The following is a 15,147-nucleotide window of genomic DNA, read 5'->3' as shown; positions in this document are numbered from 1 at the left end:
AGAAAGAGGTGAACCATGACCGTACGGGCCGCCTGGCTCCAGCCCACGGGCCAGACCCGCGAGGACACCCGTATCGCTCTCGCCGCCCTGCTCACCCCCAACGGCCAGAGTGCCGAGGAGACCCCGCTCCGCTCCCGCCAGGGCATCGTGCCGGGCGGCTTCGTCCTGACCTCGACCGCCGCCATGCAGTGCGCCATCGGCACCGGCCGGGCGATCATCCAGGGCGACGACACCCGGCAGGGCGCCTACCTGGTCGCCGCAGTCTCGCCCGAGACGATCACCGTCCCCGACGGCGACCCGCAGTACGACCGGATCGACCTAATCGAGCTGGCCGTCATCGACGACGCCTACGACAAGACCGGCGTCACCGACGCCGTCGTCCGCCTGGTCAAGGGCACGCCCGCCGCCCAGCCGGTCGCCCCGCCGAGCGGCCCCGGCAGCACCCAGCAGCTCTACACGGTCAAGGTGCCCAAGGGGACCTCGGCCGGCACCGGCGGCATCGCCTGGACCACCGGCGCCGTCACCACCCAGCACTGGCCCGTGGTCGCGCTCGGCGGCATCATGCCCACCAGCGGTTTCAAGGGCGCGTACGTCGGCCAGTACCGCGACACCAGCGGCATGCTCCAGCGCTGGGACGGCACGACCTGGGTCTCGTACCCCCGGGCCAACGGCGGCATCGCGCCCGGCACCCTCGTGTCGACCGGCAGCTACACCGGGCAGTACCGGGACAACGCCGGGACCCTCCAGCGCTGGGACGGCACGAACTGGCAGTACGCCGAGGGCAGCGCGAAGATCCTGCTCGGCGTCACCCAGTGGCTCTCCGGCGAGCAGCAGACCGTCCAGCCCAACGTCTGGACCGTGCTCACCCTGCCGACCGTCGAGATCGACGACGCCGCCGGCTGGAAGACCGGCAACACCTACGTCGTGCCGCGCACCGGCTGGTGGCGGGTCTCCGGCCAGGCCACCTGGGCCAACGACGGCCAGACCGGCATGCGCGGCGCCCGGATCTCGGTCAGCGGCGTCGGGCAGTCCCGTACGACCTGGCTGGTCCCGGCCGGCAACGGCGCCATCTCCGTCGGCGGCACCGGCATCGTGCGGCTCGTCGCCGGCGACACGCTCCAGCTCGTCGGCTTCCACAGCCACACCGCGGCGATCAAGACGCTGGGCGGCTCCGGCTACGCCTGCACCCTCACCGCCGAGTGGCTGAAGTCCTGACCCCCACCGCTTCCCGATAGGAGAACCGCATGAACCTGCGCAGCAGCTGGACCCTCGAAACCGGCCAGACCCGCGAGGACACCCGCCTCACCCAGACCCCGACCACGATGGTCAACCCCGTGCAGGTGCGCTCCGGCGTCCTGCCGGGCTCCTACAGCGGCCAGTGGCGCATGTCCGGCTTCTGGATGACCAACGCGTCCGCCATGGCCGCGACCGTCTCCGAGGGCCGGGGCGTCATCCAGGGCGACATCTCCCAGGGCGCCTACCCGGTCACCCTGCCCGCCGCCGAGCAGGTCACCTTCGCCGTGGGCAACGCCCAGTACGGCCGCATCGACCTGGTCGTGCTGCGGATCTACGACAACCTCTACGACGGCTCCACCCGCAACGAGGCCAAGATCGAGGTCATCCAGGGCGTCGCCGAGCAGACCCCGAAGGCCCCGGTCACCCCGCCCCGCAGCCTCCCGCTGTACGAGGTGACCGTCCCGGCCGGCGCCAGCGCGGGCAACGGCGGCATCCCGTGGAACAGCGCCCTGAAGGACCTGCGCACCCCGGTCGTCGCGGCCGGCGGCATCCTCCCGGTCGAGGGCGCGGTGCTGCCGGGCGCCTACCCGGGCCAGTACCAGGACACCCAGAACGACCAGCTCCAGCGCTGGGACGGCGGCAAGTGGGTGGCGTACCCACAGGCCATCGGCGGCATCGTGCCGAGCTCCGTGCCCTCCTCCAGCGCCGGCACCTACAACGGCCAGTACCGCGCGGTCGCCGACGGCCCGCTCCAGCGCTGGACCGGTTCGGCCTGGGCGCCGGCCTACCCCGGCCCGTACTTCAACGACTCGCTGGACGCGGGCTACACCGTCTCGACGACGTACGTGAACACCCTCGTCGAGCGGGCCGAGAACCCGCTGGTGGTGAGCTTCGTCGCGCCCGAGTCCAAGCAGGTGATCCTCAACTTCGGCTCCCGGATGGAGCTGAGCCTGGCCACCGGCACCACGGGCATCGCCAGCTCCGCGTACATGTGCGTGCGGATCACCCAGGGCGCCACCGTGATCCGCGAGGTCGAGGACGAGCTGTCCGCGATGGCCTCCAAGTCCGCCGACCCGACCGACGCCTCCTCGGTCGGGACCATCCAGCGTCTGTCCGGCCTGACGCCGGGCCAGGTCTACACGCTCACCGCGTACTACCGGACCTCCAACACCAACGTCCGGGCCTGGTTCGACAACACGTACATCCAGGTCACCCCGCAGTACTGAGCCGGCCGTCCCGCCCCCTCCCGAGGAGAGTTCCATGCCCGTACGCTCCGGCTGGCTGATGCCCACCGGTCAGACCCGTCAGAACACCCGTATCACCGACATCGGCGCCACCACCCCCGTCAACCCGCTCGGCGTACGGTCCGGCATCCTGCCCGGCACGTACGACGGCAAGTACCGCGTCGGCGGCCTGTGGATGGGCTCCAGCGGCCCGATGACGGCCACCGTCTACCACGGCAGGGCCGTCATCCAGGGGGGCAACACGGACGGCGCCTACCCGGTCGCCCTCGACGAGGACATCGTCATCACCTTCGGCGACGGCGACCCGCTCAACCCGCGGCTCGACCTGGTCGTGGTGCGCCTGTACGACAACGACGTCGACGCCCTCGGCAAGTACACGGCCGGCGTCGAGATCATCAAGGGCCAGCCGGCGGCCGTGCCGGTGCTCCCGACCGCCCCCGCGCGCTCGCTGGTCCTCTTCTCGGTCCTGGTCAAGAAGGGTGCCTCCGCCGGCACCGGCGGCATCGACTGGGCCGGCGGCGCCGCCACCGACCTGCGCCAGACGATCGTCTCGGCCGGCGGCATCCTGCCCGTCTACAACAACGGCGGCGTGCCCGGCTCCTACCCGGGCCAGTACCAGGACAACGACAACGCCCACTTCCTCCAGCGCTGGGACGGCACCGCCTGGGTCGCCTACCCCAAGGAGATCGGCGGCATCGCCCCCAGCGGCACCGTCACCACCGGCAGCTACAGCGGCCAGTACCGCGACTACAGCGGCGGCCAGCTCCAGCGCTGGAACGGCACCTCCTGGGTGATCTACCAGCCGCCCGTCGAGATCGAGACCGCCAACTCCGGCGCGACCGGCCTGCCCAACTGGTCGGTGGTGTCCTTCTACGGCCGCCGCACCAAGGCCGGGCTGTGCACCATGACGGTCACCGTCACCCGCACCGGCTCCACGATCACCGCCGACAACACCGGCCAGATCAGCGACGAGCCGCTGTGCGTCCTGCCGGCCGGCTGGCGGCCCGGCGGCGCCAGCTTCGAGGCCGTGGCCTGCGACGGCTTCGGCTCGGGCGGCGCCAACATCGGCGCCAACGGCCAGATCGACCTGCGCACCTGGTCCCCCAACGGCCAGCTGGCGGCCAACCGCAACATCCGCATCTCCGCCACCTACGTCCTGTAAGGAGGCCCGCGATGGCACTCGACACGCCCTACCGGGCCATCTTCTGCGACCTGATCACCGATCAGACCATCGACATCCTGCCGCTGCGCGACGTCTCCTTCGACGACTTCATCGGCAAGGCCGGCTCCCTGTCCGGCACCATCCCCATCCCCAACCAGGAGATCGCCGACCGGGTCAAGAAGGTCCGCGAGGGCCGCACCGCGATCTACCTGGAGCGCGGCGGCGACCTGTGGTGGGGCGGCATCATCTGGACCACCACCCTCCAGTCCAGCGGACGCGGGGTGCTCACCCTGTCGCTCCAGGCCGCCACCTTCGACTCGTACGCGGCCCGGCGCCGCATCCGTACCGACATCGCGTACACCGACACCGACCAGCTGGAGATCGCCCGCAAGCTGTTCGGCGAGCTCACCAAGGCCCCCGGCTGCTTCACGCTCACCATGGGCGAGGAGGCCTCCGACACCAAGCGGACGGTCAACTACCGCCTGGGCGACGAGACGGTCTACCTGGAGGCCCTCGACCAGCTCGCCGGTCTCCAGAACGGCTTCGAGTACCAGATCCTGGTCTACCGGGACCCGGAGGACGGCAAGCGCGTCCGGCAGCTCCGGCTCGGCTCGCCCAAGATCCGCACCGGCGCCACCGACCTGCTCTTCGACCGGCCCGGCGTCATCCTGTCGTACTCCTTCCCGTACGACGCGACCCGCGGCGGCACCACCTCGATGGCCCGCGGCGCCTCGGTGAACTCCAACGCCGGCGCCGAGTCCCGGCCGCTGTTCTCCAGCGAGCAGGTCGACACCGGACTGCTCATCGACGGCTGGCCGCGGATCGACCTCTCCTCGGACCACAACGAGATCGCCGACCAGCTCACCCTCAACCAGGTGGCCGCCGCCGAACTCGCCGAGGTCCGCGGCGCCGTGCTGATCCCCGCGGTCAGCATCCACCTCGGCGGGATCGTGCCGCCCGCGCTGCTCGGGCGGGTGGCCCGCATCCGGATCACCGACGAGTGGTTCTCCAACGGCCTCGACGCCCGCTACCGGATCATCGGCGTCAAGATCACGCCCCCGGAGCGGGGCCGCCCCGACACCGCCGAGCTCTACCTTGAGGAGGCCTGATGCCCCAGCTGCCCGAGGACATCATCGACCGGCTCAACCAGATGGAGCGCCGGCTGAAGGCACTGTCCACCGCCGTCAACACCCGGCCGCCGCTCAACGAGATCCGCCCCGACCCGGCGACCGTGCCCGCCCGGCCGGTGATCCGGATCTACGACGGCTACACCCACGAGATCTTCTCCGACGACATCGCGACCGGCGGCCTCGCCCGGCCCTGGCTCGCCCTGCTGCCGCCGAAGGACACCAGCACGGCCCGCTGGCCCCAGACGACCAGCGGCTCCTTCACCACCATCGCCCGGTCCTTCAACCCGATCTGGCAGCCGAAGATGCGCGTCTCCCTGAGCACCGCCGCGTCCGCGGGCGCCACCGGCCAGGTGCGGGTCATGGTCGACGACGTCCAGTTCGGGCCCACCGTCACGGCGGGCACCACCTACGACTACACCGGGCTGCTGCCCGGCGACATCAGGACCCGCTTCAGCCAGACCATGAAGGTCGAGATCCAGGCCCTGGCCAGCGGCGGCACCGTCTACGCCCAGCCCGTCCTCATCTACGGCACCCAGACCTGACCGGCCCGCCCAGGAGCCCGAGGAGCACCCCATGAACATCGACCCCACCCAGCCGTGGGGCGTGGCCATCGACTACGCCGGCCGCGCCACCGTGACCGAGAACGGCCACAGCCTCGACATCCGCGTCTACGACAACACCTTCGGCGGCAACCTCGACCGGGACCCGGTGACCGGCCAGTACCCGCCGGTGTACGTATCGGCCACCTTCACCGAGAACGGCACCGGCGACGCCGTCCTGCGCGGCAACGCCCTCGTCGTGGTCAACGCCCAGGACGGCCTGCCCGTCGTCCCCGACCCGACCGCCGCCCAGCGGGCCGTGGCCGCCGCCCTCACCGACTTCGAGAACCGCCGCACCGCCTACGCCGCGCTCTGCGCCGGCTGGGCGCCGCCGGCCCCGGCCCCCGCCCCGTAACGACCCGGCGGACCGCCCCGCCCGCCCCCGTACGTCCCACGCCCCGTGCCGGTCCGGCCGGGGTTTTCGCATGCCCGGGGGTCCCCTCCGGGATCCCCGCCCGGAGGACACAGATGGCCACTCCCCTCTCCGCGGACCGGCTGGTCGCCGCGCTCCGCGCCGAAGGCGTCACCGTCGTCGAGCACGACGGCTGGCGCACCCACAACCGCGACGGCCACGGCGCCTGGGGCCCCGTGGTCGGCGTGATGGTCCACCACACCGTCTCCGCCGGCACCGAGAACACCGTCGCGCTCTGCTACGACGGTTACGCCGGCTTGCCCGGACCGATCTGCCACGGAGTCATCGCCAAGGACGGCTCGGTCCACCTGGTCGCCAACGGGCGCGCCAACCACGCGGGCGGCGGCGACCCGTCCGTGCTCCAGGCCGTGATCACCGAGGCCTACGGGGACCGCCCGCCGGCCCCGCGCGCCCACCAGGGCAGCCCCGGCGCCGTCGACGGCAACTCCCGCTTCTACGGCTTCGAGTGCGTCAACCTCGGCAACGGCACCGACCCGTGGCCGGCCGCCCAGCTCGAAGCCATCGAGCGGGTGTCGGCCGCCCTGTGCCGGGCCCACGGCTGGGGCGCGCGGTCCGTGATCGGCCACTCCGAGTGGTCCGACTGGAAGAACGACCCCCGCGGCTTCGGCATGCCCGTGATGCGCGAGCGGGTCCAGAAGCGGCTCGGCTCCGCCCCCGCCGCCAAGCCCACCCCGCCCAAGCCGGCCGCCCCGCGCTACCAGCCGTTCCCCGGCACCGCCTTCTTCCGGACCACCCCCAGCTCGCCCGTCGTCACCGCGATGGGCCGCCGACTGATGGCCGAGGGCTGCGGGCGCTACCAGACCGGGCCGAGCCCGCGCTGGTCCGAGGCCGACCGCCAGTCGTACGCCGCCTGGCAGCGGAAGCTGGGCTTCTCCGGCACCGACGCCGACGGCTGGCCGGGCCGCGCCTCCTGGAACGCGCTCAAGGTGCCGTACGTCCAGTAGGCCCCGCCCGGGCGCGCCCCACGTCCGGTGGACCCCGCCCCCGCACCCGTACCCCCACGCAAGGAGAACCACCCATGTCCGAAGCCGCCAAGCGCACGGCCCGTACCGTGCTGCAGACCGCCGTCGGCATCGCCGTGGTGCTGCCGGCCCTGGTCGACGCCTCCGGCATCCCCGCGACCCTCCCCTGGGTCGCCGCGGCCCTCACCGTCGCCGGCGCCCTCACCCGGGTGATGGCCTACCCGGCCCTCCAGGTGCTGCTGCCGTCCTGGCTGCGCGTCGACCCGGCCCCGCCGCACGAGGCGGAGGCGGCCGATGACCGAGTCTGACCCGAACGACCCGGTCGCCGTCGCCCTCGAACTGGAACGGCTGCGCGGCACGCTGGAGGCCGGGTTCGCCCGCGTCGACGGCTCCCTCGCCCTGCTGGTCCAGCGCAGCGACCAGACCGACAAGCAGCTCGCCGACCACGAGGCGCGGCTCGACGCCCTGGAGCGCGCCCGCTGGCCGCTGGCCAGCATCGGCGCCCTCGCCGCGGTGGCCACGGTCGCCGTCACGGCCTGGGAGCTGACCGCGCGCTGACCACCGCGCCGGGAAAGGCCGAAGGGCGGCCACCCCTCTCGGGGTGACCGCCCTTCGGTCAAGCGACTCGCTTACTGGTTGTACGGACCGTAGTCGTAGTCCTCCAGCGGAACGGCCTGGCCGGAGCCGGTGCCGAACGGCGAGTAGTCGATGTCGTCGTAGCCGACGGCCGAGTACATCGCGGCCTTGGCCTCCTCGGTCGGCTCGACCCGGATGTTGCGGTAGCGGGACAGACCCGTACCGGCCGGGATGAGCTTACCGATGATGACGTTCTCCTTGAGGCCGATGAGGCTGTCGGACTTGGCGTTGATCGCCGCATCCGTCAGGACTCGGGTCGTCTCCTGGAAAGAGGCGGCCGACAGCCAGGACTCCGTCGCCAGCGAGGCCTTGGTGATACCCATCAGCTGCGGACGGCCGGAGGCCGGGTGGCCGCCTTCCTGGACCACACGACGGTTCTCGGTCTCGAACTTCGAACGCTCGACCAGCTCGCCGGGCAGCAGCTCCGCGTCGCCCGACTCGATGATCGTCACGCGGCGCAGCATCTGCCGGATGATGATCTCGATGTGCTTGTCGTGGATCGACACACCCTGCGAGTTGTAGACCTTCTGGACCTCGGCGACCAGGTGGACCTGGACCGCGCGCTGACCGAGGATCCGCAGCACGTCGTGCGGGTTGGTGGCACCCACGGTGAGCTTCTGGCCCACCTCGACGTGGTCGCCCTCGCCCACGAGCAGACGGGCGCGCTTCGAGATCGGGAACGCCGTCTCGTCGCTGCCGTCGTCCGGGGTGATGACGATCTTCTTGGTCTTGTCGGTCTCCTCGATACGGACGCGGCCGGCCGCCTCCGAGATCGGGGCGACACCCTTCGGCTGCCGGGCCTCGAAGAGCTCGACGACACGGGGCAGACCCTGGGTGATGTCGTCACCGGCCACACCACCGGTGTGGAAGGTACGCATCGTCAGCTGGGTACCGGGCTCACCGATGGACTGGGCGGCGATGATGCCGACCGCCTCACCGATGTCGACCAGCTTGCCGGTGGCCAGCGAGCGGCCGTAGCAGAAGGCACAGGTGCCGACGGCCGACTCACAGGTCAGGACCGAGCGGGTCTTGACCTCCTCGACGCCCGCGTTGACCAGCGCGTCGATGAGCACATCGCCCAGGTCGACGTTGGCCGGCGCGATGACCTTGCCGTCCACGACGACGTCCTCGGCGAGCATCCGCGCGTACACGGAGGTCTCGACGTCGTCCGTCTTGCGCAGCGAGCCGTCCGCACCGCGCTCGGCGATCTTCAGCTTCAGACCGCGCTCGGTGCCACAGTCCTCCTCGCGGATGATCACGTCCTGCGAGACGTCCACCAGACGACGGGTCAGGTAACCCGAGTCGGCGGTACGCAGGGCGGTGTCGGCGAGACCCTTACGGGCACCGTGCGTCGAGATGAAGTACTCGAGGACGGTGAGGCCCTCACGGAACGACGCCTTGATGGGACGCGGGATCGTCTCGTTCTTCGCGTTCGACACCAGACCACGCATACCGGCGATCTGTCGCATCTGCATCATGTTTCCTCGGGCACCCGAGTCAACCATCATGAAGATGGGGTTCGTCTTGGGGAAGTTCGCGTTCATCGCCTCGGCAACCTCGTTGGTCGCCTTGGTCCAGATCGCGATGAGCTCCTGCGTGCGCTCTTCCTTGGTGATCAGACCGCGCTCGTACTGCTTCTGGACCTTCTCGTCCTGCGCCTCGTAGCCCTTGACGATCTCCTTCTTCGCCTCGGGAACGACGACGTCGGAGATGGCCACGGTGACACCGGAACGGGTCGCCCAGTAGAAGCCCGCCGCCTTCAGGTTGTCGAGCGTCGCCGCCACGATGACCTTGGGGTAGCGCTCGGCCAGGTCGTTGACGATCTCGGAGAGCTGCTTCTTGCCCACCGAGTAGTCGACGAACGGGTAGTCCTCGGGCAGCAGCTCGTTGAAGAGCGCGCGGCCCAGGGTCGTCCGGACGCGGAACGAGTCACCCTGCTGCCACTCCGGCTCACCCTCCTCGGCGACCGGGGGAACCCAGCCGCGCGGCGGGACGGTGCCGATCGGGAAGCGGATGTCGATCGGCGACTGGAGCGCCAGCTCGCCGGCGTCGAACGCCATGATCGCCTCGGCCGTGGAGCCGAACGCGCGGCCCTCGCCCTTGGTGTCACGGAGCTCACCGTCGGTGGTGAGGAAGAACAGACCGAGGACCATGTCCTGGGTCGGCATCGTCACCGGACGGCCGTCGGCGGGCTTGAGGATGTTGTTCGAGGACAGCATCAGGATGCGGGCCTCGGCCTGCGCCTCCGCGGAGAGCGGCAGGTGCACGGCCATCTGGTCACCGTCGAAGTCCGCGTTGAACGCGGTGCAGACGAGCGGGTGGATCTGGATGGCCTTGCCCTCGACCAGCTGCGGCTCGAAGGCCTGGATGCCGAGGCGGTGCAGCGTGGGCGCACGGTTCAGCAGAACCGGGTGCTCGGCGATGACCTCTTCGAGGACGTCGTACACGACCGTGCGGCCGCGCTCGACCATGCGCTTCGCCGACTTGATGTTCTGCGCGTGGTTCAGGTCCACCAGGCGCTTCATCACGAACGGCTTGAAGAGCTCCAGCGCCATGGCCTTCGGCAGACCGCACTGGTGCAGCTTGAGCTGCGGGCCGACGACGATGACGGAACGCGCGGAGTAGTCCACACGCTTACCGAGCAGGTTCTGACGGAATCGACCCTGCTTGCCCTTCAGCATGTCGCTGAGGGACTTCAGCGGACGGTTGCCGGGGCCCGTGACCGGGCGACCACGACGGCCGTTGTCGAAGAGGGCGTCGACCGCCTCCTGGAGCATCCGCTTCTCGTTGTTCACGATGATCTCGGGGGCACCGAGGTCGAGCAGACGCTTCAGACGGTTGTTGCGGTTGATCACGCGGCGGTACAGGTCGTTCAGGTCGGAGGTCGCGAAGCGGCCACCGTCCAGCTGCACCATCGGACGCAGGTCCGGCGGGATGACCGGCACGCAGTCGAGCACCATGCCGTTGGGCTTGTTGCTGGTCTGCAGGAACGCGGAGACGACCTTGAGGCGCTTGAGCGCGCGGGTCTTCTTCTGGCCCTTGCCGGTACGGATGATCTCGCGGAGGCGCTCGGCCTCCTCCTCCAGGTCGAAGGACTCCAGGCGCTTCTGCAGCGCCGCGGCACCCATCGAGCCGTCGAAGTACGTGCCGAAGCGGTCACGCAGCTCGCGGTAGAGGAGCTCGTCGCCCTCCAGGTCCTGGACCTTGAGGTTCTTGAAGCGGGTCCAGACCTCGTCCAGGCGGTCGATCTCGCGCTGCGCACGGTCCCGCAGCTGCTTCATCTCACGCTCGGCACCCTCGCGCACCTTGCGGCGCACGTCGGCCTTGGCGCCCTCGGCCTCAAGCTCGCCGAGGTCGTTCTCCAGCTTCTTCGCGCGGTTCTCCAGGTCGGAGTCGCGCCGGTTCTCGATCTGCTGACGCTCGACGGAGACGTGCGCCTCAAGGGAGGGCAGGTCACGCGTACGGCGCTCGTCGTCGACGAACGTGATCATGTACGCCGCGAAGTAGATGACCTTCTCAAGGTCCTTCGGGGCGAGGTCGAGCAGGTAGCCAAGACGCGACGGAACGCCCTTGAAGTACCAGATGTGGGTGACGGGAGCGGCGAGCTCGATGTGGCCCATCCGCTCACGGCGCACCTTCGCGCGGGTGACCTCGACGCCACACCGCTCACAGATGATGCCCTTGAAGCGGACACGCTTGTACTTGCCGCAGTAGCACTCCCAGTCCCGGGTCGGACCGAAGATCTTCTCGCAGAAGAGTCCGTCCTTCTCGGGCTTCAGGGTGCGGTAGTTGATGGTCTCCGGCTTCTTGACCTCGCCGTGGCTCCACTGACGGATGTCGTCAGCGGTGGCCAGACCGATCCGGAGCTCGTCGAAGAAGTTGACGTCGAGCACTATGCGTCAATCCCTCTCAGGGTTGTAAGTCTTGGGGTCTGAAACGGGGGTCCTGGGGCCGGCCGGGGGCTCAGCGGTGTTTCGCCGAGCCCCTGACCGGACTCCCGTCAGACCTCTTCGACGCTGCTCGGCTCGCGCCGGGACAGGTCGATACCGAGCTCCTCCGCTGCGCGGAAGACGTCCTCATCGGTGTCGCGCATCTCGATGGACATGCCGTCCGAGGACAGCACCTCCACGTTGAGGCACAGGGACTGCATCTCCTTGATGAGCACCTTGAAGGACTCGGGGATGCCGGGCTCAGGGATGTTCTCGCCCTTGACGATGGCCTCGTAGACCTTCACGCGGCCGGTCACGTCGTCGGACTTGATCGTCAGCAGCTCCTGGAGGGCGTACGCGGCGCCATAAGCCTCCAGCGCCCACACCTCCATCTCACCGAAGCGCTGGCCACCGAACTGGGCCTTACCACCCAGCGGCTGCTGGGTGATCATCGAGTACGGGCCGGTCGAACGCGCGTGCAGCTTGTCGTCGACCAGGTGGTGCAGCTTGAGGATGTACATGTACCCGACCGAGATCGGGTCCGGGAACGGCTCGCCGGAGCGGCCGTCGAACAGGCGCGCCTTACCGGTCGGGAGCACCATGCGCTCGCCGTCGCGGTTCGGGATGGTGTGCTGGAGCAGACCCGCGAGCTCGTCCTCACGCGCACCGTCGAAGACCGGGGTGGCGACGTTGGTGCCGGGGGCGACCTGGTCGGCACCGATGGCCTGGAGGCGCTGCGCCCACTCGTCGGCGAGACCGGAGACGTCCCAGCCGCGGCTGGCGAGCCAGCCGAGGTGGATCTCCAGGACCTGTCCCGGGTTCATTCGGGACGGCACACCGAGCGGGTTGAGGATGATGTCGACCGGCGTTCCGTCCTCGAGGAACGGCATGTCCTCGATCGGAAGGATCTTGGAGATGACACCCTTGTTGCCGTGACGGCCGGCCAGCTTGTCACCGTCGGTGATCTTGCGCTTCTGGGCGACGTAGACGCGGACCAGCTGGTTCACGCCCGGAGGAAGCTCGTCGCCCTCCTCGCGGTCGAAGACGCGGACACCGATGATCTTGCCGACCTCGCCGTGCGGCACCTTCAGCGAGGTGTCGCGGACCTCACGGGCCTTCTCACCGAAGATCGCGCGGAGCAGGCGCTCCTCCGGGGTCAGCTCGGTCTCACCCTTCGGGGTGACCTTGCCGACCAGGATGTCGCCGGCGACGACCTCGGCACCGATCCGGATGATGCCGCGCTCGTCGAGGTCCGCGAGGACCTCCTCGGAGACGTTCGGGATGTCCCGGGTGATCTCCTCGGGGCCCAGCTTGGTGTCACGGGCGTCGACCTCGTGCTCCTCGATGTGGATCGAGGAGAGGACGTCGTCCTGCACGAGGCGCTGCGACAGGATGATCGCGTCCTCGTAGTTGTGGCCCTCCCACGGCATGAACGCCACGAGCAGGTTCTTGCCGAGCGCCATCTCGCCGTCTTCGGTGGCGGGACCGTCGGCGAGGACCTGGCCCTCGATGACGCGGTCGCCCTCGTCCACGACGACCTTCTGGTTCACAGAGGTGCCCTGGTTGGAGCGGGAGAACTTGTGCAGGCGGTACGTGATGTACGTGCCGTCGTCGTTGGCGACCGTGATGTAGTCGGCCGACAGCTCCTGGACGACACCGTCCTTCTCGGCCTTGAGCACGTCGCCGGCGTCGGTGGCGCAGCGGTACTCCATGCCGGTGCCGACGAGCGGGGCCTCCGACTTAATCAGCGGAACGGCCTGACGCATCATGTTCGCGCCCATGAGGGCACGGTTGGCGTCGTCGTGCTCGAGGAAGGGGATCATGGCGGTCGCGACCGACACCATCTGGCGCGGCGAGACGTCCATGTAGTCGACGTCGGCCGGCGGCACGTAGTCGACCTCGCCACCACGGCGGCGGACCAGGACGCGGGGCTCCGTGAACTGGAGCTCGTCGTTCAGGGTCGCGTTCGCCTGGGCGATGACGTAGCGGTCTTCCTCGTCGGCCGTGACGTAGTCGACCTCGTCGGTGACCTGGCCGTCGACGACCTTGCGGTACGGCGTCTCGATGAAGCCGAACGCGTTGACCCGGCCGTACGAGGCGAGCGAACCGATCAGACCGATGTTCGGGCCTTCGGGGGTCTCGATCGGGCACATGCGTCCGTAGTGGGACGGGTGCACGTCTCGGACCTCGAAGCCGGCCCGCTCACGGGACAGACCACCGGGACCCAGCGCCGAGAGACGACGCTTGTGCGTCAGACCCGACAGCGGGTTGTTCTGGTCCATGAACTGCGACAGCTGGCTGGTGCCGAAGAACTCCTTGATGGAGGCGACGACCGGCCGGATGTTGATCAGGGTCTGCGGCGTGATCGCCTCGACGTCCTGGGTGGTCATGCGCTCACGCACGACGCGCTCCATACGAGCCAGACCCGTGCGGACCTGGTTCTGGATGAGCTCGCCGACGTTGCGCAGACGACGGTTGCCGAAGTGGTCGATGTCGTCGGTCTCGACGACGATCTCGCGGCCCGACTCGCCGACCGTCTCGGTCTCGCCCGCGTGGAGCTTGACCAGGTACTTGATGGTGGCGATGACGTCGTCGGTGGTGAGGACGCCCGCGTTCAGCGGCTCGTCGGCGCCGAGCTTCTTGTTCACCTTGTAGCGGCCGACCTTCGCGAGGTCGTAGCGCTTCGGGTTGAAGTAGAGGTTCTCGAGCAGCGTCTGAGCGGCCTCACGGGTCGGCGGCTCGCCCGGACGCAGCTTGCGGTAGATGTCGAGCAGCGCGTCGTCCTGGCCCTGGGTGTGGTCCTTCTCCAGGGTGGCGCGCATGGACTCGTACTCGCCGAACTCCTGCAGGATCTGCTCGGTGGTCCAGCCGAGCGCCTTGAGCAGGACGGTGACGGACTGCTTGCGCTTGCGGTCGATGCGGACGCCGACCATGTCGCGCTTGTCGATCTCCATCTCCAGCCAGGCACCCCGGGACGGGATGATCTTGGCCGAGAAGATGTCCTTGTCGGACGTCTTGTCGATGGAGGAGTCGAAGTAGACACCGGGGGAACGGACCAGCTGCGACACGACGACACGCTCGGTGCCGTTGATGACGAAGGTGCCCTTGTTGGTCATGAGCGGGAAGTCGCCCATGAAGACCGTCTGGGACTTGATCTCGCCGGTCTCGTTGTTCGTGAACTCGGCGGTCACGAAGAGCGGGGCACCGTAGGTGAAGTCACGGTCCTTGCACTCGTCGATCGAGTTCTTCGGCGGCTCGAAGCGGTGGTCGCGGAAGGTCAGCGACATCGACCCGGAGAAGTCCTCGATCGGGGAGATCTCCTCGAAGATCTCCTCCAGACCGGACTTCGTGGGGACGTCCTGTCCCGACTCAAGGGCGGCCTCGACGCGAGCCTTCCACGCGGCGTTGCCGAGCAGCCAGTCGAAGCTCTCGGTCTGGAGCGCGAGGAGGTTCGGAACCTCGAGGGGCTCCTTGATCTTTGCAAAGGAGATGCGCAGCGGGGCGGTGCTTGCGCCGTTGTTCGTATTGGTCGAGGCGTTGCGCGAGGCGGCCAAGAGGGGGTCCTTCCGAGGGCTCGGACTCACTACGCGCGTACCGGTCCCTAGCGGAGCCCGTTGGAAGACGTTTCCCGATTTGGCTGAAAGGCCAGGTCAGAGTGGGTCGACCAGCGAGGCGGATGCGAGGGGATGCCCCTGGTGACGGGCAGGGGGCAGTTAACAGGCAGCGCAAAGGGACAGTGTAGCCACTTGGCCCACTGATGTCCAGGGCGAGTTCTTCGCAACCCTCGTTGTTCTCAACTCCGCGGTACCTCGCGCC

11 protein-coding genes are annotated in these 15,147 nt (G+C 69.2%); 9 read left to right on the top strand and 2 right to left on the bottom strand.

The features are described from left to right. The first annotated feature begins 15 nt into the window (after positions 1–15). The 9 genes from ABTZ54_RS05320 (at position 16) to ABTZ54_RS05280 (ending at position 7,324) form a co-directional block, all read left to right on the top strand. Entirely contained in the window at positions 16–1,215 is a 1,200-nt protein-coding gene (locus ABTZ54_RS05320; protein ID WP_351657440.1) for a hypothetical protein, read from the top strand. A gap of 29 nt (positions 1,216–1,244) precedes the next feature. Further along, the gene (locus ABTZ54_RS05315) at positions 1,245–2,462 is read left to right on the top strand and encodes a hypothetical protein (protein ID WP_351657438.1); all 1,218 of its coding nucleotides are present in this window, start codon (positions 1,245–1,247) and stop codon (positions 2,460–2,462) included. Between the two features lie 34 nt (positions 2,463–2,496). Beyond that, positions 2,497–3,642, top strand: coding sequence for a hypothetical protein (locus tag ABTZ54_RS05310; protein WP_351657436.1), 1,146 nt, complete (start codon positions 2,497–2,499; stop codon positions 3,640–3,642). Between the two features lie 11 nt (positions 3,643–3,653). Further along, a complete protein-coding gene (locus ABTZ54_RS05305; protein ID WP_351657434.1) occupies positions 3,654–4,751 on the top strand; it encodes a hypothetical protein in 1,098 nt (365 codons plus the stop codon). Continuing rightward, positions 4,751–5,314, top strand: coding sequence for a hypothetical protein (locus ABTZ54_RS05300; RefSeq protein WP_351657432.1), 564 nt, complete (start codon positions 4,751–4,753; stop codon positions 5,312–5,314). The genes ABTZ54_RS05305 and ABTZ54_RS05300 overlap by 1 nt, the downstream gene beginning before the upstream one ends. A gap of 31 nt (positions 5,315–5,345) precedes the next feature. After that, on the top strand, positions 5,346–5,726 hold the full coding sequence (locus tag ABTZ54_RS05295) for an ATP-binding protein (RefSeq protein ID WP_351657430.1): 381 nt from the start codon (positions 5,346–5,348) through the stop codon (positions 5,724–5,726). A gap of 113 nt (positions 5,727–5,839) precedes the next feature. Beyond that, complete coding sequence (locus ABTZ54_RS05290) at positions 5,840–6,748, top strand: peptidoglycan-binding protein (protein WP_351657428.1); 909 nt, start codon at positions 5,840–5,842, stop codon at positions 6,746–6,748. A gap of 74 nt (positions 6,749–6,822) precedes the next feature. After that, positions 6,823–7,074, top strand: coding sequence for a hypothetical protein (locus ABTZ54_RS05285; RefSeq protein WP_351657426.1), 252 nt, complete (start codon positions 6,823–6,825; stop codon positions 7,072–7,074). Continuing rightward, a complete protein-coding gene (locus ABTZ54_RS05280; protein ID WP_046908218.1) occupies positions 7,061–7,324 on the top strand; it encodes a hypothetical protein in 264 nt (87 codons plus the stop codon). The genes ABTZ54_RS05285 and ABTZ54_RS05280 overlap by 14 nt, the downstream gene beginning before the upstream one ends. Before the next feature lie 71 nt (positions 7,325–7,395). On the opposite strand, the gene ABTZ54_RS05275 is transcribed toward ABTZ54_RS05280, so the two are convergent. Both ABTZ54_RS05275 and rpoB read right to left on the bottom strand, forming a co-directional pair. Beyond that, entirely contained in the window at positions 7,396–11,295 is a 3,900-nt protein-coding gene (locus ABTZ54_RS05275; protein WP_351657424.1) for a DNA-directed RNA polymerase subunit beta', read from the bottom strand. 107 nt (positions 11,296–11,402) lie between these two features. After that, positions 11,403–14,885 (bottom strand): DNA-directed RNA polymerase subunit beta, encoded by a 3,483-nt coding sequence (gene rpoB / locus ABTZ54_RS05270; RefSeq protein ID WP_351657422.1) that lies wholly within the window; start codon positions 14,883–14,885, stop codon positions 11,403–11,405. Positions 14,886–15,147 lie beyond the last annotated feature (262 nt).

It is taken from the genome of Streptomyces sp. NPDC094032 (assembly GCF_040303965.1).
Classification (GTDB): domain Bacteria; phylum Actinomycetota; class Actinomycetes; order Streptomycetales; family Streptomycetaceae; genus Streptomyces.
The sequence above is the reverse complement of the archived record's forward strand: the minus strand, read 5'-3'. Positions and strand labels throughout refer to the sequence as shown.